At 47.5% G+C, this 22,931-nt stretch carries 20 protein-coding genes; 15 read left to right on the forward strand and 5 right to left on the reverse strand.

Annotated features, from left to right (window positions below; genetic code table 11):
* Positions 1-45: 45 nt before the first annotated feature.
* Positions 46-2,343, reverse strand: coding sequence for a DNA translocase FtsK (locus MDMS009_RS00130; RefSeq protein WP_008289811.1), 2,298 nt, complete (start codon positions 2,341-2,343; stop codon positions 46-48).
* A gap of 132 nt (positions 2,344-2,475) precedes the next feature.
* Between MDMS009_RS00130 and trxB the strand changes: the two genes are divergently transcribed.
* From trxB to MDMS009_RS00150, 4 genes are read left to right on the forward strand one after another with little or no spacing between them, the layout of a single operon-like run.
* On the forward strand, positions 2,476-3,411 hold the full coding sequence (gene trxB / locus MDMS009_RS00135) for a thioredoxin-disulfide reductase (RefSeq protein WP_008289821.1): 936 nt from the start codon (positions 2,476-2,478) through the stop codon (positions 3,409-3,411).
* A gap of 60 nt (positions 3,412-3,471) precedes the next feature.
* Positions 3,472-3,918, forward strand: coding sequence for a universal stress protein (locus MDMS009_RS00140; RefSeq protein ID WP_008289782.1), 447 nt, complete (start codon positions 3,472-3,474; stop codon positions 3,916-3,918).
* 6 nt (positions 3,919-3,924) lie between these two features.
* Positions 3,925-5,202, forward strand: coding sequence for an MFS transporter (locus MDMS009_RS00145; RefSeq protein ID WP_237700434.1), 1,278 nt, complete (start codon positions 3,925-3,927; stop codon positions 5,200-5,202).
* Positions 5,203-5,262: 60 nt separating this feature from the next.
* Complete coding sequence (locus tag MDMS009_RS00150; RefSeq protein ID WP_008289814.1) at positions 5,263-6,297, forward strand: GGDEF domain-containing protein; 1,035 nt, start codon at positions 5,263-5,265, stop codon at positions 6,295-6,297.
* Here MDMS009_RS00150 and MDMS009_RS00155 read toward each other — a convergent pair.
* Positions 6,294-6,542 carry a hypothetical protein gene (locus MDMS009_RS00155; RefSeq protein WP_237700435.1) on the reverse strand — a complete coding sequence of 83 codons (249 nt, stop codon included), beginning with the start codon at positions 6,540-6,542 and terminating at the stop codon, positions 6,294-6,296. The genes MDMS009_RS00150 and MDMS009_RS00155 overlap by 4 nt on opposite strands.
* A 28-nt stretch (positions 6,543-6,570) precedes the next feature.
* Positions 6,571-7,815 (reverse strand): M48 family metallopeptidase, encoded by a 1,245-nt coding sequence (locus MDMS009_RS00160; protein WP_008289798.1) that lies wholly within the window; start codon positions 7,813-7,815, stop codon positions 6,571-6,573.
* A 106-nt stretch (positions 7,816-7,921) separates the two neighbouring features.
* On the opposite strand from MDMS009_RS00160, the gene orn reads away from it, so the two are divergent.
* The 6 genes from orn to phrB all read left to right on the forward strand — a co-directional run bounded on the left by orn (position 7,922) and on the right by phrB (position 13,491).
* Positions 7,922-8,479 carry an oligoribonuclease gene (gene orn / locus MDMS009_RS00165; RefSeq protein ID WP_008289806.1) on the forward strand — a complete coding sequence of 186 codons (558 nt, stop codon included), beginning with the start codon at positions 7,922-7,924 and terminating at the stop codon, positions 8,477-8,479.
* A 64-nt stretch (positions 8,480-8,543) separates the two neighbouring features.
* Entirely contained in the window at positions 8,544-8,696 is a 153-nt protein-coding gene (locus MDMS009_RS15965) for a DUF2256 domain-containing protein (RefSeq protein WP_008289783.1), read from the forward strand.
* On the forward strand, positions 8,689-10,155 hold the full coding sequence (locus MDMS009_RS00170) for an exonuclease domain-containing protein (protein WP_008289797.1): 1,467 nt from the start codon (positions 8,689-8,691) through the stop codon (positions 10,153-10,155). The genes MDMS009_RS15965 and MDMS009_RS00170 overlap by 8 nt, the downstream gene beginning before the upstream one ends.
* Positions 10,152-10,547, forward strand: coding sequence for a DUF3429 domain-containing protein (locus tag MDMS009_RS00175; protein WP_008289825.1), 396 nt, complete (start codon positions 10,152-10,154; stop codon positions 10,545-10,547). Before MDMS009_RS00170 ends, MDMS009_RS00175 begins: the two co-directional genes overlap by 4 nt.
* Positions 10,547-12,100, forward strand: a complete 1,554-nt coding sequence (locus tag MDMS009_RS00180) for a cryptochrome/photolyase family protein (RefSeq protein ID WP_008289829.1) — start codon at positions 10,547-10,549, stop codon at positions 12,098-12,100. Before MDMS009_RS00175 ends, MDMS009_RS00180 begins: the two co-directional genes overlap by 1 nt.
* Positions 12,097-13,491 (forward strand): deoxyribodipyrimidine photo-lyase, encoded by a 1,395-nt coding sequence (phrB, locus tag MDMS009_RS00185; protein ID WP_008289804.1) that lies wholly within the window; start codon positions 12,097-12,099, stop codon positions 13,489-13,491. Before MDMS009_RS00180 ends, phrB begins: the two co-directional genes overlap by 4 nt.
* 7 nt (positions 13,492-13,498) lie before the next feature.
* Here the strand turns inward: phrB and MDMS009_RS00190 are convergent, their stop codons facing one another.
* Both MDMS009_RS00190 and queG read right to left on the reverse strand, forming a co-directional pair.
* Complete coding sequence (locus MDMS009_RS00190) at positions 13,499-15,445, reverse strand: methyl-accepting chemotaxis protein (RefSeq protein ID WP_008289809.1); 1,947 nt, start codon at positions 15,443-15,445, stop codon at positions 13,499-13,501.
* Positions 15,446-15,505: 60 nt separating this feature from the next.
* Complete coding sequence (queG, locus tag MDMS009_RS00195; protein ID WP_008289805.1) at positions 15,506-16,576, reverse strand: tRNA epoxyqueuosine(34) reductase QueG; 1,071 nt, start codon at positions 16,574-16,576, stop codon at positions 15,506-15,508.
* Between the two features lie 47 nt (positions 16,577-16,623).
* On the opposite strand from queG, the gene MDMS009_RS00200 reads away from it, so the two are divergent.
* From MDMS009_RS00200 to MDMS009_RS00220, 5 genes are all read left to right on the forward strand, one after another.
* Positions 16,624-18,114 (forward strand): bifunctional ADP-dependent NAD(P)H-hydrate dehydratase/NAD(P)H-hydrate epimerase, encoded by a 1,491-nt coding sequence (locus MDMS009_RS00200; RefSeq protein ID WP_008289808.1) that lies wholly within the window; start codon positions 16,624-16,626, stop codon positions 18,112-18,114.
* A 12-nt stretch (positions 18,115-18,126) separates the two neighbouring features.
* Complete coding sequence (gene tsaE, locus MDMS009_RS00205; protein WP_008289784.1) at positions 18,127-18,582, forward strand: tRNA (adenosine(37)-N6)-threonylcarbamoyltransferase complex ATPase subunit type 1 TsaE; 456 nt, start codon at positions 18,127-18,129, stop codon at positions 18,580-18,582.
* 98 nt (positions 18,583-18,680) lie between these two features.
* Complete coding sequence (locus tag MDMS009_RS00210; protein WP_008289791.1) at positions 18,681-20,033, forward strand: N-acetylmuramoyl-L-alanine amidase; 1,353 nt, start codon at positions 18,681-18,683, stop codon at positions 20,031-20,033.
* A 34-nt stretch (positions 20,034-20,067) separates the two neighbouring features.
* A complete protein-coding gene (mutL, locus tag MDMS009_RS00215; RefSeq protein WP_008289802.1) occupies positions 20,068-21,726 on the forward strand; it encodes a DNA mismatch repair endonuclease MutL in 1,659 nt (552 codons plus the stop codon).
* A 25-nt stretch (positions 21,727-21,751) separates the two neighbouring features.
* Complete coding sequence (locus MDMS009_RS00220; protein WP_043887660.1) at positions 21,752-22,882, forward strand: hypothetical protein; 1,131 nt, start codon at positions 21,752-21,754, stop codon at positions 22,880-22,882.
* The last annotated feature ends 49 nt before the right edge of the window (positions 22,883-22,931 follow it).

A 22,931-nucleotide genomic window follows, 5' to 3' on the forward strand; every position in this document is an offset into this window, starting at 1 on the left:
CTTATTTATAGTGAGCAGACTGCTCAAAGAAAGTCTGGTTCCCGCTTAATCGCGTGGCGGTGGCGCTAACACTTCACGACTACCATTACCCTGCATCGCCGAGACCACACCTGCAGCTTCCATCGCTTCGACTATCCGTGCCGCACGGTTATAGCCGATTTTCAAACGACGCTGAATCCCGGATACGGAGGCGCGTCGGCTTTCTGTCACAATTTGTACCGCCTGATCGTAAAGCGGATCAGATTCAGCATCACTCGGATCACCTAAAGCACTGCCATCGTCATCCCCCGCCGGATCTTGGGTAATTTCTTCCAGATAATTAGGCGCGGCATTTTTCTTGAGGTGGTCAACCACCTGATGCACTTCATGATCATCAACAAAAGCACCATGAACACGTTCTGGCAAGCCTGAGCCCGGAGGTAAATACAGCATGTCACCCTGACCCAACAGCTGCTCAGCACCCATTTGATCCAGGATGGTACGGGAATCTATTCGCGATGACACTTGAAAGGCCATCCGCGTCGGAATATTGGCTTTAATCAAGCCTGTAATAACATCAACTGACGGTCGTTGTGTCGCCAGAATCAGGTGAATCCCAGACGCCCTGGCTTTTTGTGCCAAGCGCGCAATCAGCTCTTCCACCTGCTTACCCACCACCATCATCATATCGGCTAACTCATCGATGACGACGACGATAAACGGTAATGGCTCCAATGTAGGTGCAACTTCACCGGGTTCGACATCCATCGTCGGATCTTTTATCGGCTCGCCACGCTCTATCGCTTCTTTCACCTTTTTGTTGTAACCGGCGATGTTTCTGACACCCAGTGCAGCCATTAACGGGTAACGCCGTTCCATCTCAGCCACACACCAACGCAGCGCGTTAGCCGCTTCTTTCATATCTGTGACCACGGGCGCCAGCAAATGCGGAATATCTTCATAAACCGACAGTTCAAGCATTTTAGGATCTACCATGATCATGCGAACCTGCTCAGGTGTCGCCTTGTACAACAAGCTTAGAATCATCGCATTCACTGCAACCGATTTACCTGACCCCGTTGTCCCTGCCACCAAAAGATGTGGCATTTTTTCAAGGTTTGCGACCACAGGACGACCAGCAATATCTTTACCCAATGCAATCATCAGCATTGATTTATTGTTCTCGTAGTCTTCGCAGGCCAGAATTTCACGTAAGCGAACTATTTCGCGAGACTCATTTGGAATTTCTAAACCGACAACCGGCTTACCGGGAATAACTTCGACAATACGCACACTGCTGACTGACAAGGCTCGAGCCAAATCTTTTGCCAAACCACTAATACGGCTGACTTTTATACCGGGCGCGGGCTGTAGTTCGAAACGAGTAACAACCGGCCCCGGCTGCACTTCTACGACCTGAACCTGCACGCCGAAATCTTTCAGTTTAAGTTCAACCTGACGTGACAACGCTTGCAACACTTCTTCGCTGTAAGCTTGTTTACTGGCCTGCGGCATATCTAATAATGCTAACGCCGGCATGCCAGGCGCATCAGCCGTCTCGAATAGCGGCACCTGTTTTTCTTTTTCTTCACGCTTGCTAGGTTCTTTTTTCTCTAACACTGGCTCAATGCGAACTTTGGCCTTGTGTTGGAGTTTTTCGGTTTGTTCGCGAAAGCTTTCTTCACGCTGTTGTTTAGTGCGGCGCGCCTGCAACTCATCCTGCATTTCACGTAACCAGCGACCGACAGAGGTCACTACGATGATCGCAACACCGCCCAGCTTGTCAATGACCATCAACCAGGATAATCCGGTAAACAACGTTACACCGGTAAGTAATACAGCCAATAGCAACAAACTGGTGCCTGACGCACCAAATACCGCTTCAAAGCCATGACCGACAACTTCGCCAAGCACACCGCCAGCACCAAGCGGCATTAGCTGAGCATGCGCATTAAAGCTCAACGTCGACAATCCGCTTGCTGCCGCTAGTGCCATTAATAAGCCCACCATTTTCAGCACCCAGAAATGGAGTGCATCTTCACTGTCTGCACGCTTACCCCAGCTGAACAATAACCAACCACTGAACCCTAGCATCAAGGGTGATAAATAAGCAGGAAAGCCAAACCCATACAACAAGGCATCAGCCAACCATGCGCCGACAATGCCACCGCTGTTTGCAATAAAATCATTCGCTCCGGTTGTCGACCAACCGGGATCTGTTGGCTGATAGCTCCATAAAGACAACAGTAAATAGGCGGCTAATGCCACGGCTAAAATCAGCGCAGCCTCACGCAGACGGAAACCGACTGCGCCAGAGTTGGCGTCCTGTTTCTGCTTGTCATTTACTCGTGTTGCCTGTGCCACTGTGATATTTCCAACTCAGCCAATAAATTAACGCCTGATTTTAACACAGCTTTTGAACTTGCATGCTTGTCCAAAGTCACAGCAGTGGGTACTCTACTGCAAACACTTGATTATCCTTTCGGAGGCATTCTTATGGCTGACAGCAAACACTGTCGTTTACTGATTCTTGGTTCTGGTCCAGCAGGCTACACTGCCGCCGTTTATGCTGCGCGTGCAGCATTAGAGCCTGTACTGGTTACTGGTATTGAGCAAGGAGGTCAGTTAACCACCACGACTGATGTAGATAACTGGCCAGGTGACGACCAGGGCGTACAAGGCCCCGAATTAATGGTGCGCATGCAAAAACATGCGGAACGCTTCGGCACCGAGATTGTTTTCGATCATATCCACACCACAGACTTGAGTCAGCGTCCGTTTAAGCTGATTGGTGACGCCGGCGAGTACACCGCCGACGCGTTAATTATCGCAACGGGTGCTTCTGCTAAATACCTGGGCATGGAGTCTGAAGAAGCCTTTAAGGGTCGCGGCGTGTCTGCCTGCGCAACCTGTGATGGCTTTTTCTACAAAGGCCAACCCGTTGCGGTTGTCGGTGGTGGTAATACTGCGGTGGAAGAAGCACTGTATCTGTCTAATATCGCATCTAAAGTCACCGTTATTCACCGCCGTGATTCATTCCGTTCGGAAAAAATCCTCAGTAATAAACTGCTGAAAAAAGCCGAAGAAGGCAATGTAGAAATTCTGTGGGATCACACTTTGGATGAAGTCCTAGGCGATGACGCTGGTGTGACCGGTATTCGTGTTAAAAGCACCAAAGACGACAGCACGCAGGAAGTCGACGTGCAAGGTGTGTTTATTGCCATCGGTCATCAGCCCAACACCGGTATTTTCAAAGGTCAATTGGAAATGGAGCACGACTACATCATTCTGAAGAAAGGTACGGAAACCAGTATTCCGGGTGTATTCGCGGCGGGTGATGTGTCAGATCCTATTTATCGTCAGGCAGTTACCTCAGCTGGTGCCGGCTGTATGGCGGCGCTGGATGCAGAGCGTTTCCTAGACAACGACTAACAAATTAGTCGTACAATGAAGGGGTAGACAACTGCCCCTTTTTTGTTGGGAGAATAGCGTATGAGCAAGGACTATCAACATATTCTGATCGCCGCCGACTTTTCCAGTCATAGCGACGAAATCTGTAACAAAGCACAACAGCTCGCTGAGCGCTATCAGGCGAAACTCAGTATCTGTCACATTGTGGAAGACTTTCCCCTTACCGACTTTGCCTATGAGCCAATGATCAGCGTTGATATTGATATGCGTGACGCATTGCTCAATGCAGGTAAAAAACAACTCGCCAAATTAGCAGACACGCTTGCTGTGCCTACCACACAGCAGTGGATTGAATGTGGCAGCCCGGGTCATGACATTGTCAGAATTGCCGATGATAATGACGTTGACTTGATTGTTGTCGGTTCCCATGGTCGCCATGGCTTCAAGTTACTGTTGGGCTCAACCGCCAATGCGGTACTGCACCACGCCCACTGTGACGTTTTGGCTGTCAGATTACAGGACTCTTAATTTAGCGTGAAATCATCCAGCCTGTTAGCCACGGCAAAACTGCCGGGGTTTATGAGTTTTTTAGCGGTTGCTTTTATTAATGCCATGGTCGATCTGGGTCATAAAATTTTGATTCAGAATACGATTTTTAAAGTTTATGATGATGCAGCCCAAGTCGCGTTGACCGCTGTTATCAATAGTCTCATTCTGTTGCCGTTCATATTACTGTTCACCCCCGCAGGCTTTTTATCAGATCGTTTTGCCAAGCCGCGAATCATGCGCTATACCGCCTTTTCTGCCATCATCATCACACTGCTGATTACTCTCGCTTATTATCAAGGCTGGTTTTTGTTTGCTTTCGCCATGACCTTAGTCCTTGCCGCGCAAAGCGCTATCTATTCGCCTGCTAAGTATGGCTATATTCGTGAATTGGCAGGCAACGATAAATTATCACCGGCCAATGGTTTCATGCAGGCCACCACTATTATCGCCATCCTGAGTGGTATTTTTGTTTTCACCATCCTGTTTGAACTGACTTTAGCCGGACAGGTGTACAACAATGAATCGCAACTCATTGAGCATATCGCGGTTATTGGTTGGTTGTTGGTTTTGTTATCTTGTATCGAGTTTCTTCTAGCTTGTCGCTTACCCGCCTCCGCCACAGAACAAGCATCCACCCGATTTAATTGGCAAGGCTATTTGCGTGGTTGGACTTTACAAGAGAACTGGCGCCGAATCCGCCACAATCCCGTTATCTGGTACGCCATTCTTGGCTTATCCATGTTTTGGGGAATCTCCCAAACCTTTCTCGCTACCTTTCCAGCGTTTGCCAAAATTGCCTTGGCAGAAGACAACACCATCATTATCCAAGGCCTACTGGCCTGTTCAGGTGTTGGCATTATCATCGGTTCATTTATTGCAGGTTCCAGTTCGCAAGGCCATATCAAAACGGTCTTGATCCCGTTTGGTGCAATTGGAATGTGTTGCGTGCTGTTTGTTTTACCTCATCTTAGTACGACGGTAAGCTTTGCATTCGCAATAATGGGGTTTGGTCTGTTTGGCGGACTCTTTATCATTCCCCTCAACGCATTGATTCAATTGCATGCGCCGATAGCGCAAATAGGTACGATTCTGGCTGGCAACAACTGGGTTCAGAACTTGGTCATGATTAGTTTTCTTATCATTACGTTTTTGGCCGCATCCGCCGCAATCGCCAGCAAAACAATGATTCACGCCATTCCAATCATCACGGTGATACTTGCCCTATTATTGGTTTGGCGTTCTAATAAAGCTCGGAGAGCTTGATATTACTACAAAACTCAGTAATTCTTGCGTTAATAAATGTCAATAAATGTGAGCTGATAAGTGACTAAATCGTCGTCGTTCCCCCCGATTTATGATGATGAATTTCAACAAGCCTCCGAGCACCTTCGACGTACACTGCCCTTTGTCAATCAGTTCAAAACGCCCGTTAATCCAGTCAACTATGCCGTTTGGTATGAATATGTTTCAGGTGATAACGAAGCACTGACCAGTGCCATTGATACCCGGCTGAGCAAAAAAGAGCCTATCACCGCTGAAGTAACGCAATACCTTTACGAAAAGTATGTGCTGATGGGCATGCCAGAACGGATTGATAAAACCAACAGCGGCCTCAAGCTAGTTGTCGATAATACACTGGAAAATATCAATCGCGTTGAAGCTACCGCAACGCAATGTACTAGTGGCTTGACACAAAGTCAGACAGATCTGGAAAACTGTGATGATGTGCAAGAGCTGAAGACCTTAGTCAGTCAGATTTTACTCAACACGCAACAGCTCACATCAAGCAGTACTGAACTCAAAACAGAACTGATGCGTTCTACAGAAGAAATTATCAAACTGCGTGACGAACTTGAAGCGGTCAAACAGACGGCACGCACTGATGGTCTGACGGGACTTTTAAACCGCGGCGCCTTTAACCGCGAATTGCAAAACCTCTGCTCACAGGGTGATATGGTTTTGTCACTGGCATTATTTGATATCGATAATTTCAAACGTCTGAATGATACTTTTGGTCATGTCTTGGGCGATAAAGTGTTGCAATACTTTGCTACCTTACTTAATGACCATCGAGATGATATTCACATTGCCGCCCGTTATGGTGGTGAAGAAATGGCAATGATTTTCTTGCACAGTAACCTGGAAGAAAGTTTCCTCATGGCTGAATCCATTCGCCAACAGTTTGCTTCAAGCAGATTGAAGAAAAAAGGCAGTGAAGAATCGATCGGTCAGATAACCGTTTCAGTTGGTATTAGTGCATTACAGTTGGGTGACACGCCACTGACCTTGCTGGAGCGAGCAGACAAGGCGCTTTATAAATCCAAAGCCGATGGCCGGAACCGCGTAAACTTCAATTAAAACCGATAAAAATTGTCGCTAAGATAGCGCACAACAGCCTCACGCTGAGCTTCATTCCAGCTAACATCAGCCGCTAGCGCACAGCTTTTCACACGCTTTGTTAATCCTTCCGGTGTTTTAACCTTACGATCCGACCGTTGATACAACTGGTAAGCATTACCGCCGCTTAACGATGCATGGCATTGCAGACAGGCTGCATCATGTAGGGCTTTGCCCTGCGCCGATACACCGGCGCAGGCCATCATTCCCAACAACAGCAGCATAAACCGCATATCAGGCAGTATTCGTCTGCAGGTGTGCAATACGCATGGCCGCTGGGGGATGCGAGTCATAAACCGCTGACACCAAGGGATCCGGCGTTAAGGTGCTGGCGTTTTCTTGATACAGGGCGACAAGTGCTGCAATTAAATCATCAGCATTTGAAACAGACGCCGCATAATCATCCGCTTCATATTCATACTTGCGTGATAATGAGGTCATCAGTGGATGCAGGAAGAACAAGAACACAGGGATCACCAACATAAACAACGCCAATGCCATCGCGTTGGATTGCGTGCTCACACCCAATCCTTCATAAAACCAAGCCTCACCAGATGCCCAGCCCAACAGAGCAAGCCCCAGTAAACTCAGTCCCGCCATCACAAACATATTTTTCACCACATGCTTACGACGGAAATGACCTAACTCATGCGCTAACACAGCTTCGATCTGGTCTTCATTGAGGGTATTAAGCAAGGTATCAAAGAAAACAATACGCTTATTGCTACCCAGACCAGTAAAGTAAGCATTCCCATGACCGCTTCGACGAGATCCGTCCATCACAAAAATACCCTGACTCTTAAAGCCGCAACGCGCTAATAAATCTTCCACGCGCTTTTGCAGGTTGGCGTCTTCAAGTGGCGTAAAGTTATTGAATAAAGGTGCAATAAAGGCTGGGTAAGCCCACATCATAAATAATGCGAATGCCATCCAGGCAGCCCACAGATATAACCACCAGTAGTCACCAGCACTACCCATCATCCACAGAGCAACCCAAATTAAGATGCCGCCCATGACCAGAGTAAGTAGGGTTTGTTTGAAAAAGTCAGCGATAAATAAGCCTGGCGTATTGCGATTAAAGCCAAATTTATCTTCCAAAACAAACGTTTTGTAATAGGAAAATGGCAGTTCAATCACTGAGCCAATCACCAGAAAACTCAGGAAAAACGCGATACCGCCGATCACCGGACCTAACTCGAACTGAGACCAGATACCGGATAACAAGGCCAGACCGCCCCCCAACGTCCACAGCAATAAAATGACCATGCCGTAAACGCTCTCACTGCGATTATATTTCCCCTTCGCCGCCGTGTAGTCAGCCGCTTTCTGATGCGCTGCCAGACTAATTTGATCCTTAAATGCAGCGGGTACTTCATCACGGTGAGCTTGCACATAGCGCCCTTGTCGTAAGGACAACCATAACTCCACGGCTGTCATCAACACCACAGCAGCGATAAATATCCAAGTAAATTCATTCATTCCATTAAGCCCAGTTTGTATCTTTATAAAATGTCATGCAGAGTAGCCTTTGATACAATCTCTGGCAAGTTAGTTCACTCGACTCACAACAATAAAGACGGAGACCATGGCCAAAAGTAAAAATAACCTGATCTGGATTGACCTGGAAATGACCGGTCTCGACACTAACAACGATTATATTATCGAAATCGCCACGATTGTCACTGACGCTAAATTAAATGTGCTGGCAGAAGGCCCTATTTTCGCCATTCACCAGCAAGATGCCATCTTAGACAGCATGGATGAATGGAACACCCGCCAGCATGGCAAATCGGGACTGACACAACGTGTTAAGGATAGTACCGTCACAGAAGCCGAAGCAGAACAAAAAACAATCGAGTTTTTGAGGAAATATGTACCTGCTGGCGTATCACCTATGTGCGGCAATAGCATTTGTCAGGATCGTCGTTTTTTAGCGCGCTGTATGCCTGAGCTGGAGGCTTTTTTCCACTACCGCAACCTTGATGTCAGTAGTCTGAAAGAACTAGCCAGACGCTGGGCGCCTAAAGTTGAGAAAAGCTTCAAAAAAAGTGCCTCGCACTTGGCCATGGACGATGTCAAAGATTCGATTCGTGAGCTGGAACATTACCGCGAATTATTTATTAAGCTGCCTGAAGCTGAGTAAATAACGTTCACACCGCTTTCACGACTTATTAGTCACTGTTCTCGAAAAATTCGTGAACAGTGCAATGAGTCATAGCAAACCTTATTTACCAGAAAAAACCTGCGTTAACTGTCAACGGTTATTTACGTGGCGCAAAAAATGGCTACGTGACTGGCAGCAGGTTAAATTTTGCTCTCAACGCTGTCGACGCAGCAATAAACGCAGCCAGCATGACTGACTTGTCTGCATTCCCCCCATCAATGGTTATTCTCGATTGCGAGACCACCGGTGGTCGCGCCAGCCGAGATAGATTGACTGAAATCGCTTTGATCGAAGTCGAGGATGGTCATGTAGTCAAACGCTGGCAAACATTACTTAACCCTCTTCGCCCGATCCCGCCGTGGATTACGCGATTGACAGGTATCACTGATGCCACGGTGGCTGATGCGCCAACATTCGATGAAATCGCGGATGAGCTTTTTGCGTGTTTGGATGGAAAAGTCATCGTCGCGCACAATGCACGCTTCGATTACAGTTTTCTGCGCCAGTCATTTCAGCGCTGTGGGTACACGCTCGGCAACAAGACCCTATGCTCTGTCAAACTTAGTCGTCAGCTCTTCCCTGAACATCGTTCTCATGGTCTTGATCGTATTATCGAACGACTGGGGCTGACTATCGATAATCGTCATCGAGCCATGGCTGACACAGAAGTTCTATTAGCTTTTTTTGAACACATTTCAGCACAGTTCCCTGCAACAACAATCCGCTCTGCCTGTAAGCAACAATTAAAACGTCCGAGCATACCTAGTCATGTCAGTCAGTCTGACATCGACCTTTTGCCAGAGGCAGCAGGTATTTATCGATTTTATGATGCCAACGGTGGTCTGCTCTACATTGGCAAGTCAGTCAATATCCGTGAGCGAGTACTCAGTCATTTTGGTCAGGATCACCAACACGGGAAAGAATTAGATATCAGTCAGCAATTGCATCATATTACGTTCCAACAAACCCCGTCAGACTTCGGCGCACAACTGCTTGAGAATACTGAAATAAAGCACTACTCACCACGCTTTAACCGCCGCCAGACTAAAACAAAAAAACTGTATCAACTTACCCTGACGACAGATAAACAAGGCTATCATCACCTCAAAACCGAGGTCGCTGATATGACCGAAATCAACACGATTACACAACGCTACGGGCTGTTCAGAAGTCGCAAACAGGCTGAAAAAAAAATGCTGGAACTCATCGACACACACCGTCTTTGTCAAAAGTTGTGTGGTATTGAAAAAAGTCAGCGTGGTGCCTGCTTCGGCTACCAGTTAAAAAAATGTCGCGGTGCTTGTTGTGGGGATGAGTCAGCAGAAACTTACAACCTTCGACTACAACTCGCTCTAGCACAATTAAAGAATCAACAATGGCCATGGTCTGGGCCTATTGTGGTGGAAGAACATCCTGTTCATGATGACTGGGACGATGTAATTTTTCATCTCATCGATCAGTGGTGTTATTTGGGTCAGGTAATAGATAACGAAGAATGCCTGGCCACCTTGTCTCGCCGTCAACATACACCCGTATCATTTGATCTGGATGCTTACAAAATCTTGCTGCGTTTTTTACTCACCCCCTCGCCACAAAAACACCATCATTTACGGATCAAACCTATTTCTATTGAACAATTGGAGCATGCATCATGACGTCATGGCATCGTTATTTGGGCTATGCGGGTTTAATCCCCTTTATCGTTTTGAGTCTGGCGTCATTGGCAGGTATCCAGCATGCTCATTTCTTTCTGCTCAGTTATGCGGCGCTGATTTTTAGTTTTTTAGGTGGTATTCTTTGGGGCTGTAGCTTACAACTCAGCTTAGCACCGCATGTCAGCCTGGTTTCCATCAGTTGTATGCTGTGGGCTTGGCTGTGGCTACTGATGCCGGGCTATGACTGGTTGATACCAGCGGCTTTATCGTTTGTCCTGCTCTGGTTGTATGAATGGTTTTTGCTAAAGCAGCGTGTGAACAGAGACTTTTTAAAGTTACGCGGACAACTCTCTCTGGTCGCCGCGTTATCCTTACTGCTCAGTAGCCTTTAATGTCTCTAACACTCAACCTTATTCTCGGTGATCAACTCAACTGGGACAGCCTTATCTGGAAGGATGCCGATAAACAGCATGATCTGTTTTGGATGGCTGAGGTAAAACACGAGTCGTCACAAACCCCATCGAGCAAACAGCGTACAACTCTATTTCTGTCTGCCATGCGCCATTTTGCTGAGGACATTAAAAGCAAAGGTTATCGACTCAGCTACACAACACTTGCCGATGAACAAGCGAGTTTTGAGTCGGCACTCGAAGCTACGCTGAAAAATAACAATGTCAGTCGTGTGCGCTGCGTGCTGGCCGGTGATATGACCGTAGTCTCAAGGTTAGAAAGCTTTTTTTCGCAATATAACCTCAGTATTGAGTGGCTTGCCGATCAACACTTTATAACCCGGCAAGGCGAGTTTCAGCAGTGGCTGGATGAACGCAAACAGCCGCGAATGGAGCACTGGTATCGCCATCTGAGGAAAGACCGTCAGATCCTGATGGACGACAATCAAGCGCCGATCGGTGGCCAGTGGAACTTTGATAAAGACAACCGCCGCAGCTTCGATAAAAAAGGGCCGCAACTGCCCAGTTCTAACAGCCGCTTCAAGCATGATGCGATAACAAAACACGTTATTCAGGATGTGGAAACATTCTGTGCCGAACTACCAGGCAGTCTTGCTGACTTCAACTGGCCCGTAACGCGCAAGCAGGCCTTGCAGCAACTAGATGCGTTTATTAAATATCGCCTGCCCTCATTTGGTGACTATCAAGATGCGATGTGGACAGAGCAACCGTTCCTGTTTCATGCCTGCCTCTCAAGTAGCCTTAACCTGAAGTTGCTCAATCCACTGGAAGTCATTAACAAGGCAGAGCAGGCTTATTATGAGAACAATGCCCCTTTAAATGCTGTTGAGGGTTTTATCCGGCAAGTTTTGGGCTGGCGCGAGTATATTCGCGGGCTTTACTGGAGCTATCGTGAACACTGGCTCGACTATAACGCATTAGATCATCAAAGAGCCTTGCCCAGCTTTTACTGGCATGCCGATACAGACATGAAATGCATGCATCATTCTATTTCTCAGGTCCTGGAGCATGGCTACGGCCATCATATTCAACGGCTGATGGTGACGGGATTATTCTCATTGTTGTGGGGCATCAAGCCTGATGCGATTCATCGTTGGTATCTGGGCATGTATGTCGATGCCGTCGCCTGGGTCGAAATACCCAACACCCTGGGTATGAGCCAGTATGCCGATGGCGGCATTGTCGGTTCAAAACCCTATATTGCCAGTGGCGCCTATATTGATCGAATGTCGAATTATTGTCAGCACTGTGCATATAAGCCCAAACAGGCCTCAGGCCAAGATGCCTGCCCGTTTACCACCTTGTATTGGCATTTTATCGATCAGAACCAAGTCTGGTTGGCTAAAAACCCAAGACTGGGCATGCAAGTCAGGAACTGGTTCAATAAAGCTGAAACCGAACAACAACACATCCGTGAGCGAGCCACGTGGCTGTTTTCACATTTGGATAAAGATAATAGAAAGGAACAGGCATGAATCCGACGCAACTGGTCTGGCTCAGAAATGATTTACGACTGGACGACAACCCTGCCATTTCGCAAGCTCAACAACAGGGCGATTTGCACCTTGTTTTTATTGCAACGCCCAAGCAATGGCAACAACATGATGAATCAGCTGCCAAGCAAGGGCTAAAAGCCGCCAGCATTGAGGATATAAACCAACAACTTGCCAAGCTAGGCGTACCGTTCACTATTTTGGAAACAGATTGGTTTGCGGACATACCCAAATTATTGAAAACGTTTTGCCAGCAAAAAAACATAAGGGATATCTGGTTTAACCAAGAAACACCGCTTGATGAACGACGCCGTGATGATGCTGTTATAGACGTGCTGGAAGGCTTTGGCGTGAACTGCCATGCGCTTGATGCTGACCTAATTGTCACCGTACCCGTTCTGACGCAACAGAATGAGCCCTTTAAAGTTTTTACCCCTTATTACCGCCGTTGGTTACAAATCTTACAAGAGACCCAAAAGCCGCCTTATCCTGTTCCAGACAAACAAGGCGAAGCCATTGCTGTGGACTTGCTCAAGCCAGGCTGGTCCGACGATTACCGGGATGACCTCTGGCCTGCTGATGAAGCAAGCGTACTCAAAAAACTGAGCCAGTTCTGCCGCAATAAAGTCAAAGCTTATCCAAAATACCGCGACATTCCTGCTGAGTCCGGCACTAGTACTCTGTCTCCTTACCTGTCGATTGGTCGCATCGGACCGCGTCGCCTACTTGCCAGTATCCAGTACCACTGTAGCGAGCAGGGTTTACATTGGCAGGATAATGACTGGCTACGTGAGCTGGCCTGGCGCGATTTCTATCGCCAACTGCTACTCCATTTTCCTCGTCTAAGTATGGAAAAACCGTTTAAACCGGAAACAGATAATGTGGTTTGGCGTGATGATGAAACCGGTTTTCACGCTTGGTGTGAGGGTAAAACAGGGTTTCCGATTGTTGATGCAGCGATGCGCCAGCTTCAACAAACTGGCTGGATGCACAATCGGCTACGTATGATTACCGCCAGTTTTCTCACCAAACTTCTGCTTATCGACTGGCGTCGTGGTGAGCAGTTCTTTATGCAACATTTGCTGGATGGTGAGTTTGCCGCTAACAATGGTGGCTGGCAATGGAGTGCGTCTACGGGTGTTGATGCCGCGCCCTATTTTCGAGTGTTTAATCCGACGCGTCAGTCAGAACGTTTTGATCCGGATGGTGAGTTTATTCGCCGTTTTGTACCTGAACTAAAAAAACTTTCTGGCAAGCAGATTCATAACCCGTCGGATCAATTAAGAACGGAAACCGGCTACCCAATGCCCATTATCGACTACAAACCTGCCAGACAAACCGCAATTGATGCCTTTGCAGACTTAAAAAACTAGCTATCAATTAGTCTTTTTCTGCTTTCAGCCTTCTTACCAGTTGCTCCAAGGTTTGGCTGATAGAGGTTAAACCGTCACCTGCAAGACTGATATCGGCAATCTGTTGGTTCACCCGCTCTGAGTCAAATTTAATCTGCTCGGTGCTGCGGGCAATTTCATCCACGGTTGATGTTTGCTCTTGGGTTGCCGCTGCAATCGCAGCGTTCATCTGTGTGATGGTATCCATGGAGACCACCACAGGCTCAATCGCCAAACCGGCATCGGCCGTTTGTTTAGCACAGTCTTTTGCCGCTAAGCTCTGCCTTGTCACAATCTCAGTTGCCTCAGTGCCGGAGGTTCGAAGCTGTTCGATGATTGTGCGAATTTCTTCTGTAGACTGGGTGGTGCGCGATGCTAATTGTCTGACCTCATCTGCCACAACAGCAAAACCGCGACCATGTTCACCGGCACGGGCGGCCTCAATCGCCGCATTCAAGGCCAGTAAATTTGTTTGTTCGGCAACGCCTTGGATCACCTCTAGTACAGCACCAATATTTTTACCGTCCTGCTCCAGACGTCCCATGACATTTTCGACTTCCATTAAGTCGGCAGCCAACTTCTCACTAGCCTGTGTGGCCACACCCAGCGTTTGCCTTGCTTGTAATGTTGTTTTGTTTGCCTCAGTGGCTGAGTTTGAGGCTTTAGAGGCATTATTCGCCACTTCTTTGAATGAATAAGAGAGCTCTGTAACGGCGGTAGCAACATGATCCGTTGAGCTTTGCTGCTGTACGGTCAAATCCAGCGTGGCCTGCGAAATAGCTTGCATCGCTTGACTTGCATCGGTGACATCTCTTGCCTGTACTTCAAGTTTGGTAATTAATTCTGCGAGATAACTCTGTAAATGATTGGCCGACTTTTCAACGGATTGCGTTTCATCAAACGGCAGCTCTGATGCCAGTTTTTGTGTGTAATTACCACGCAACATGGCATTAAAGAAACGCTCCAATTGCAACAAAAAGCCAATCATTCTGTTTTGCAACAGAAATTGTGCAGTCAGCGCCAGAATAATTAATGCCACCGCCACCAGCAATGCCCAGCGAACTTGATTGGTAATAGACGCTTTAATATCGCCTATACGTTGCTGAAACTGACCCAATAGGGATTGTAAAGCCTGTATTTGGGTATTTAACTGTTCGCGACTCTCAGCCATCCGTGACTCGAGCTCAGCGGTATTCGCAATTTCTTTTTCGTAGCGACGGGTCAGACTCCGTAAAGAACTGATGCTCAATTCGCCGACTTCATCCGGTTCTTGAGGAATCAAAGCCTCTTCATCCACGTCAGTATAAATACCAAACCGCGGCATATTTTCCAGTTCACTGACTAAGTCAGCAAAACGGGTATTTTCTGACAGCAATGCCTGAGCACGCTGTTCATCAGCGCTTTCTATGTAAAGCTGACGCTGCAATGAAATCTTATTTAATCCCTGTCCCAGCTCAGCCAAGGTTTTGAGGAAACGTAGCTTGACCGTACTGTATTCGTAATCTGCCTGTTGCGCATAATCCACCAGCAGTGCCAGATCACCACCACGTTCACGTTCATTATTGATTAACAGGCCCTGAGGGTTTGCTGCCAGTTTACCGGCCGCCCTAACCAAACTAACCTGTTCTCGTAACTCGGCAATGGCGTCGAGGATCTGTTGATTTTCTTCAGGTGAGAGCCAGTCAAGCGACTCTGCCGCCATTTTTTCAAGCTTATTTTCAGCCTCCAGGAGTAAATTAGCTTGACCAGATGCTAAATAGCGTTCCAACAAGATACGGGCATCAATATCGAACACATCACGGTATTGCTTAAACTGTTCTGAGATTTGATAAGGCTTATCCAACTGTCGCCAGCCCCAAATACCGATAGCCGCAGACAACGTCAGCAACGTGATTACAGCGATAATTAAACTACGAGATACAGTGGAAAGTTTCACTCAATCACTCTCAACAGAAAAACAGGCAACCTATGACGATAGCCTGTTTTGATGACAGCTTTATGACAGTTGATGCTGATCTAACGCCCACGTGACATGCTCACGCACTAAAGCTGATTGATGCTCAGCTTTTTGTTGTAATGCGTTGACCACAGGGGCTGAGGTTTTTGCATTCCCTAGCGCTACAGCAATATTGCGTAACCAGCATTCATAACCGATTCGACGAATGGGTGATCCTTCCAGGCGGCTGAGAAATTCTTGTTCAGTCCAATTGAATAAATCGATCAGCTGTGGGGCATCCAACCCTTCACGTGGCAAATAATCTGGCTCCACCGTCGATTGCGCATATTTATTCCAGGGACAAACCAGTTGGCAATCATCACAGCCATAGATACGATTACCCATCATGGGTCTGAACTCTTCCGGTATCGCACCGCGCAACTCAATGGTCAGATAAGAAATACAGCGCCTAGCATCGAGTTGGTAAGGACCCACTATCGCCTGTGTCGGACAAATATCAATACAGGCACTACAGCTACCACAATGTGCGCTGGTAGCATCGGTCACCGGTAATGGCAGGTCAGTGTATATTTCACCCAAAAAGAAATATGAACCATGATCACGATTCAGCACATTGGTGTGTTTACCAATCCAGCCCAACCCCGCTTTTTCAGCAATAGCTTTTTCCATCACTGGCGCACTATCGGTGAAGACTCGAAACCCCATTGGGCCTACTTCACGCTCAATGCGCTTAGCGAGTTTCGCCAGCCGTTTACGCATTAACTTATGATAATCACGGCCTAATGCGTAGCGGGAAATAAATGCTCTGTTGCCATCGTCCAATACTTTCCAGGGTTCAGCGGCTTCGCCAGGCCAATAATCCATGCGCAAGCTAATCACACGAATCGTACCTTCAACTAACTGCTCAGGATGAGTACGCATGCTGCCGTGCTTTGCCATAAAGCCCATCTCACCATGAAAGCCTTTCGCCAGCCAATCTTGCAACTTGGCTTCGGCATCACGCAAATCAATATCACTGACACCCATGGCCTGAAATCCGAGCGAACGCGCCCAGCGTTGCATGCGTGATAACAACTTTTGACCATCAGTGTCTGTGTAATTTTCAGCCATGCACGTTATTATAAAGATCTCCGCGACGTTAATTTGAGATTGGCTTCATGCAACACCTGCCTTACCCACTTTATACAGCTGAAGAAACCCGACAACTCGACCGTATAGCCACTGAGCAACACGCTATTCCAGCGGCAACACTGATGACACGAGCTGGCACCGCGGCGCTCAATTTTATCCTCACGCAGTGGCCCGATGCCAAGCAACTACTTATTCTCTGCGGCAGTGGCAATAACGCGGGTGATGGTTACGAAATCGCACGGCAGGCGCTTGAGAAACAGTGTCAGGTTGTGCTCGTTGAGGTGGGTCGTACCGATAAAATGAGTGATGAAGCTACCGCAGCCAGACAGGCTTATTTAGCTACCGGCGCAGAGCCCATCGCTTTCGATGGTGTTCTGCCTGCTGCTGATATGATTGTCGATGCGCTGTTTGGTACTGGGCTCGACCGTGACATTACCGGCGCATTCGCGCAAGCGATTGACGCGATTAACCATGTTGAAAACACGCCTGTGTTATCGCTCGATATTCCTTCCGGCATTCATGCTGATACTGGAAAAGCCTTGGGCATTGCTGTTCATGCCACCGCTACCCTCAGCTTTATTGGACTAAATATTGGTTTATTCAATGGTGACGCGCCTAATTACACCGGTCGCATTGTGTTTGATGCACTCGCCGTACCCGATAGCGTTTTTGAGGCCATTGAAGCAACAACATACCGCTTAGATCTCGATCACCAGGCCACCCTAAAACTGGCACCACGACAACGTACTTCCCACAAGGGTCATTTTGGTCACTTATTGGTCATTGGCGGCAATCTTGGCATGTCGGGAGCCCCCCGTATCGCCGCAGAAGCAGCAACTAGAGTTGGCGCCGGGTTAGTCAGTATTGCAACACACCCATCGCACAGTGCCTTGATAAACCTGACCCGCCCCGAACTAATGAGTCATGGGGTGGAAATAATAGACGAGCTGACGCCGCTTCTAACCACTGCAAATGTCGTCACCATTGGGCCAGGCCTGGGACAATCGCAATGGAGTCAAGCCCTATTAAATAAAGCGACTGAAAGCAAACACCCGATGGTAGTGGATGCTGATGCTTTGAACCTATTAAGTCGACAACCGCAGCAAAACCCACATTGGATTTTAACCCCTCACCCCGGTGAAGCCGCTAGATTACTTGGCTGTAGCACAAAAACAGTACAGGAAAACCGACTCGATGCCGTGCGCCAATTACATGCGCGCTATGGCGGCATTATTGTATTAAAAGGCGCGGGCACATTGATTTATAATGGCGAGAATCCTATTCGACTATCCCCATGTGGCAACCCTGGCATGGCAAGTGGTGGTATGGGGGATGCACTTGCAGGCATTATCGGCGGTCTTCTGGCACAGAACTTCAGCTTGATGGATGCCGCCTGTATCGGCGTCACCATACATGGCATGGCGGCAGACAAAGCAGCCGAACAAGATGGTGAGCGCGGCATGCTCGCAATGGATTTGATGCCACATTTACGGCACCTCGTTAACCTTAAATTTTAAAGCAGGTTTGTTTTGCACTATTTTCTCGCTAATGAAGAGGCAACACTCGCACTCGGTAAACAACTTGCTGAAGCCTGCCCGGACAGTTTGTGTATCATTCACTTGGAAGGTGAACTTGGCGCTGGGAAAACGACGCTCACACGCGGTTTTTTAAGAGCAATGGGACATCAGGGGAATGTGAAAAGCCCGACTTATACTCTGGTCGAGCACTACCAGCTGGGAAATCGAGCCGTATTTCATTTTGACTTGTATCGGCTTAGTGATGCTGGCGAGTTGGAATTTCTAGGCTTAGATGACTACTTTAGAGACAATGCCATTTGTCTTCTGGAGTGGGCTCAACGTGGTAGTGAGTATTTACCTGAACCCGACTTATTAGTGCAATTGAACTATCATGAGCACGCACGAAATGCTGTCATAGAAGCAAAATCAGTATTAGGCGAACAAATCTGTGGAAAACTTCACAAATAGTTCAACTTTTCAAGCTATCTTACTTATTTAAAAAGAAAACTTGATTTTTATACATGCCGAAGACACAATTAGAAGCACGTTATTTTAGGGTTGATGAGATGGTCCGCCTCCTACTGAGCTTATTCCTGTTAGTAACAAGTGGTCTGGCATGGTCTGAATCGATTCAGGGCATCCGCGTATCGCATGACGATCAAAAAGCCCGCCTGGTATTTGATCTCGATAGCAAAGCAAACTACAAAACCTTTACCCTGGATAATCCACAGCGCTTTGTCATTGACTTCAAAGACTTTCGGCAGCAAGACAAACTGATTATCCCTTCACTCATCAATACGCCCATCCAAGCCATTCGCTATGCTGCTTATGATCGACACACCTTGCGCATCGTGCTGGATCTGGCTCATGAAGTGAAATTCGAAACCCAAACCCTAGGTCCGAATAAAACCTACCCGCATCGTCTGGTGGTCGACCTCAGTTACACCACACAACAAGCTAAACAGCCACTCATTGCCTTACAAGAAGACGCGGAAACGCCGAAAACGCCAGCCAAACAAGTTCAAGCTGACAATGAAGCTAAGGCCAAGGTCGTCAAAAGTAATAAAGTGCTGCCTCGCCGCGATATTGTCGTCGCAATCGATCCCGGTCACGGGGGGCAGGATTCAGGGGCTGTTGGCAAACGTGGCACTAAAGAAAAAGATATTGTTTTATCTATCGCCAAACGTCTGGCAACGCTGGTTGATAAAGAACCGGGAATGCGTTCATATCTAACGCGTGACTCTGATGTATTTATCAGCTTACGACAACGTATTCGTCGTGCCCGTGAGAATGGTGCTGATATGTTTATCTCCATTCATGCCGACGCGTTTCACAAACGTAGCGCTCGTGGTTCATCTGTCTATGTATTGTCAGACCGTGGCGCTAGTAGTGAAGCTGCACAGATTTTAGCGGATCGCGAAAACGCGTCTGACTTGGCTGGCGGGATCAGTCTTGAAGATAAAGATGATTTGCTAGCCTCTGTGCTACTCGACTTGTCGCAAACAGCCAGTCTCGAAGCCAGCATCGAAGTTGCTAACACCGTACTATCCGGCCTGAAACGGGTGGGTAATGTACACAAGAAACAAGTCGAATCGGCAGCTTTTGTGGTATTGAAATCACCGGATATTCCTTCTGTACTAGTGGAAACAGCATTTATTTCAAACCCTGAAGAAGAAGACAAACTCAGAAATGGTGCGCATCAGTACAAATTAGCGCATGCGATGATGGTCGGTATTCGAAACTATTTCCAACGTAACCCCTTACCCGGAACAGCCTCACCACAGCAACATATTGTCAGTAGCGGTGATACGCTCAGCATGATCGCTCAGCGTTATCAAGTCAGTATGGCAGATATTAAAAATGTGAATAACATGTCGAATACGACATTGCATATCGGAGATGTACTGCAGATACCCTAGCTTTATGGCTTATGCTTGCTGTTAAACTAGCGCCATGATTTCACAGCGTATTCATGCCCTCCCCCTTCACCTCGCTAACCAGATTGCAGCGGGTGAAGTGGTTGAACGCCCGGCTTCAGTATTAAAAGAGCTGATTGAAAATAGCATTGATGCGGGCGCAACGCAGATAGACATCACGATTGAAGGCGCGGGCAACCAACTGATCAAAGTCAGCGATAATGGCAATGGCATTCACCCTGATGATTTGGCTCTGGCGCTCAGTCGTCACGCCACCAGCAAAATTCATAGCAGCGAACAATTAAGTCATATTGACAGTCTCGGTTTTCGCGGCGAAGCCTTACCCAGTATTGCCTCTGTTTCGCGTCTGACACTCGCCTCCAAACAGCCCGATCAAGACTGTGGCTGGCAGGTTAGCTCAGATGTCGAAACCGTTGAACCGACAGCACATCCCGATGGCACAACAGTGAGTGTCGCTGAGTTATTTTTTAATTTACCGGCACGCCGCCGCTTTTTACGCAGTGACAAAACCGAGTTAAACCATCTCACCACCACCTTAAACCGTCTGGCACTCAGCCGTTTTGATGTTGGCTTTTCTGCTCAACTGGCCGATCAGACAACACTGAAGCTTCCTGCCATCACAGATCCAAAGCTGTTTTATCAACGCATTGCGCGTATTTGTGGCCAAGCCTTTGTTCGCCAAGCGCGCTACCTAGAACAACAATTCGAAGCCATACACTTACACGGTTGGGTGGGAAATTTTGCTGCTCACCGCGCTCAAACCGATGTGCAGTATTTCTTCATCAATGGTCGCGTCATTAAAGATCGCATCATTAACCATGCTATTCGACAAGCTTATGGTGATGCACTACCAGCAGGCAGACAAGCCGCTTATGTGTTGTATTTGACTTTACCTTTGGATCGCGTTGATGTGAACGTGCACCCGACTAAACATGAAGTACGGTTTCGTGATGCTCGCTTAGTTCATGGCCTGATTACCCGCGCAGTGCAGGAAGCGTTAACCCAAGATGAGCATGGCGTTGTTAGTCAGTCAGAACTGCCTTTATCGAAGCCTGAGAACACTTCAGCAGTCAAAGAGAGTAGTCAAAACTATCAACCTCATCCAGTCAGCCAAACTTTAACGACAGCAACACCTCCGTCATCGGTTTCTGCACCCGAGTCTGACTTTGTGCTTTTGCATCAGCGCTATTTACTCCTGACATCGCCAGAACCCATCGTGCTTGATTTACAAGAAGCAGCGCTTTTATTCAAACGGAAACAGTTTTTAGATGCAGTGGACAATAAAACCTTAGCATCTCGTCCCATACTGGTTCCGCTAAACATTCCTCTCGCATCGGATGCGCTAGCGTTAGTTAACCACCATCACGCATTACTCAAAGAATTGGCGCTCGAATTCACCGTAAATACTGACGCAATCACCGTCAAACGCATTCCTTTTTTACTCTCACACATTGATTTACAAACCATCGTTGCCGCCGTAATGACAGCGTTGCAGTCGCAACAAGACCACAGGCTGAATCTTATTAAGCAACTCAGCGGACTGTTCGAGCAAGCTAATATAACAACAGAGCAAGCCCGCCAGATTATGGCACAGCATTCTATTGACGAATTAAAACAGACCGGCAGTTATCGGAAACTTGATCAGACAACATTGACTAGCTTATTCTCGAACTAACGTTTCAGCCTCAAAGCGAATTGTTATGGCCAAGTCTGCTCGTCCAGCCCCATCCCTTATCCCTGCCGTTCTGGCTTTGATTGTGCTCTTTGTATTGGGATATATTTTATTTGCTGACTTACAGCCCTCACGGACTGAGCATACCGTGAACCCTCCGTTCGAACTTGACGATCCTGAACTCGAAATTATCAATGAAGCACCCATCATGCCAGCGCAAGATCAACAACAGATCATCGCGGAAGAAGCAGCGTCTTTTGTTGAACAACTCGCGGCAGACGATGAGGCAGACGAAACCACCGCAGTCACCATTAACGAACAACAAGGTGAGTTTGTTCGCCACGATGGCATCATCGCTATTCCCAAACTCGAGCACAGAAATACCACTGTGGGTGAATTATCGCAGGATAAAACGTTAGCGGCTGACACTCCCGTGATCCTGCAATTCACCGAAACCGAAAAGCAAACCACAACGCTGCAAGCCTTGGATGATTCAATAGAAGATAAAAAGCAGATAATTACGCTGGAACAAAAAGATGGCACACGCCGCCAGGCGCCGTTAGCCGATCTGCTGAACGAAAAAGATGCGGATAAAAACGCGTCTATTACGGTGATTAAAGAACACAACCGCACAGAGCAACTGACAATCGGCGAGTTAGCTGAATCTGATATTTCATCATCTCAAAAAGTCATCGCCACCATTAACCAAGGCATTGAAGAGTTATCAGTCAAAGATATCGTACAAGCGGGGGAGTTACCCGATAACGCCCTGTTTTATCTTCACCGCGTCACAGAACGTGACCGACAAGGGCTTTGGGGGATTATTCAATCAGGGTTAATTCAGCGTTTTCGCCAAGGCTTGGCGCTTGAAGGCATTAGCCGAAACAAAGAACTCGCCAGAGTCACTATCCCTGCTGATGCTGATGAGCCACTACCAACAGGTTTAAGCTCATTCCTGGGTAAGGTGCTGAATAAAAAAGTCACCTCGAGTTATATTTATAACTTCAGCACACACACCATGGGCCATGATCCTAATCTAATTCATCCCGGCCAGCAATTAATTCTGATTCATTTCTCACCGAATGAACTCAAACAAATTTATGTTTTTTTTGCTGAGCAACGCAACGAGCAGGCCCAAAGCTTCGCCATCTCTCAATAATAATGCTCGATTTAATATTTCTTTTTGTTGTGGTCGCGATCATTGCCGC

It is taken from the genome of Methylophaga thiooxydans DMS010 (assembly GCF_000156355.1).
In the GTDB taxonomy this organism is placed as follows: Bacteria; Pseudomonadota; Gammaproteobacteria; order Nitrosococcales; family Methylophagaceae; genus Methylophaga; species Methylophaga thiooxydans.

Coding starts and splice junctions, on each gene's coding strand:
- queG (WP_008289805.1), bottom strand. CDS start 16,576: ATGGCTGAAAATTACACAGACACTGATGGTCAAAAGTTGTTATCACGC.
- MDMS009_RS00170 (WP_008289797.1), top strand. CDS start 8,689: ATGACTGACTTGTCTGCATTCCCCCCATCAATGGTTATTCTCGATTGC.
- MDMS009_RS00155 (WP_237700435.1), bottom strand. CDS start 6,542: ATGATGGCCTGCGCCGGTGTATCGGCGCAGGGCAAAGCCCTACATGAT.
- phrB (WP_008289804.1), top strand. CDS start 12,097: ATGAATCCGACGCAACTGGTCTGGCTCAGAAATGATTTACGACTGGAC.
- MDMS009_RS00180 (WP_008289829.1), top strand. CDS start 10,547: ATGTCTCTAACACTCAACCTTATTCTCGGTGATCAACTCAACTGGGAC.
- trxB (WP_008289821.1), top strand. CDS start 2,476: ATGGCTGACAGCAAACACTGTCGTTTACTGATTCTTGGTTCTGGTCCA.
- MDMS009_RS00140 (WP_008289782.1), top strand. CDS start 3,472: ATGAGCAAGGACTATCAACATATTCTGATCGCCGCCGACTTTTCCAGT.
- MDMS009_RS00175 (WP_008289825.1), top strand. CDS start 10,152: ATGACGTCATGGCATCGTTATTTGGGCTATGCGGGTTTAATCCCCTTT.
- MDMS009_RS15965 (WP_008289783.1), top strand. CDS start 8,544: ATGAGTCATAGCAAACCTTATTTACCAGAAAAAACCTGCGTTAACTGT.
- orn (WP_008289806.1), top strand. CDS start 7,922: ATGGCCAAAAGTAAAAATAACCTGATCTGGATTGACCTGGAAATGACC.
- MDMS009_RS00210 (WP_008289791.1), top strand. CDS start 18,681: ATGGTCCGCCTCCTACTGAGCTTATTCCTGTTAGTAACAAGTGGTCTG.
- MDMS009_RS00160 (WP_008289798.1), bottom strand. CDS start 7,815: ATGAATGAATTTACTTGGATATTTATCGCTGCTGTGGTGTTGATGACA.
- MDMS009_RS00220 (WP_043887660.1), top strand. CDS start 21,752: ATGGCCAAGTCTGCTCGTCCAGCCCCATCCCTTATCCCTGCCGTTCTG.
- mutL (WP_008289802.1), top strand. CDS start 20,068: ATGATTTCACAGCGTATTCATGCCCTCCCCCTTCACCTCGCTAACCAG.
- MDMS009_RS00200 (WP_008289808.1), top strand. CDS start 16,624: ATGCAACACCTGCCTTACCCACTTTATACAGCTGAAGAAACCCGACAA.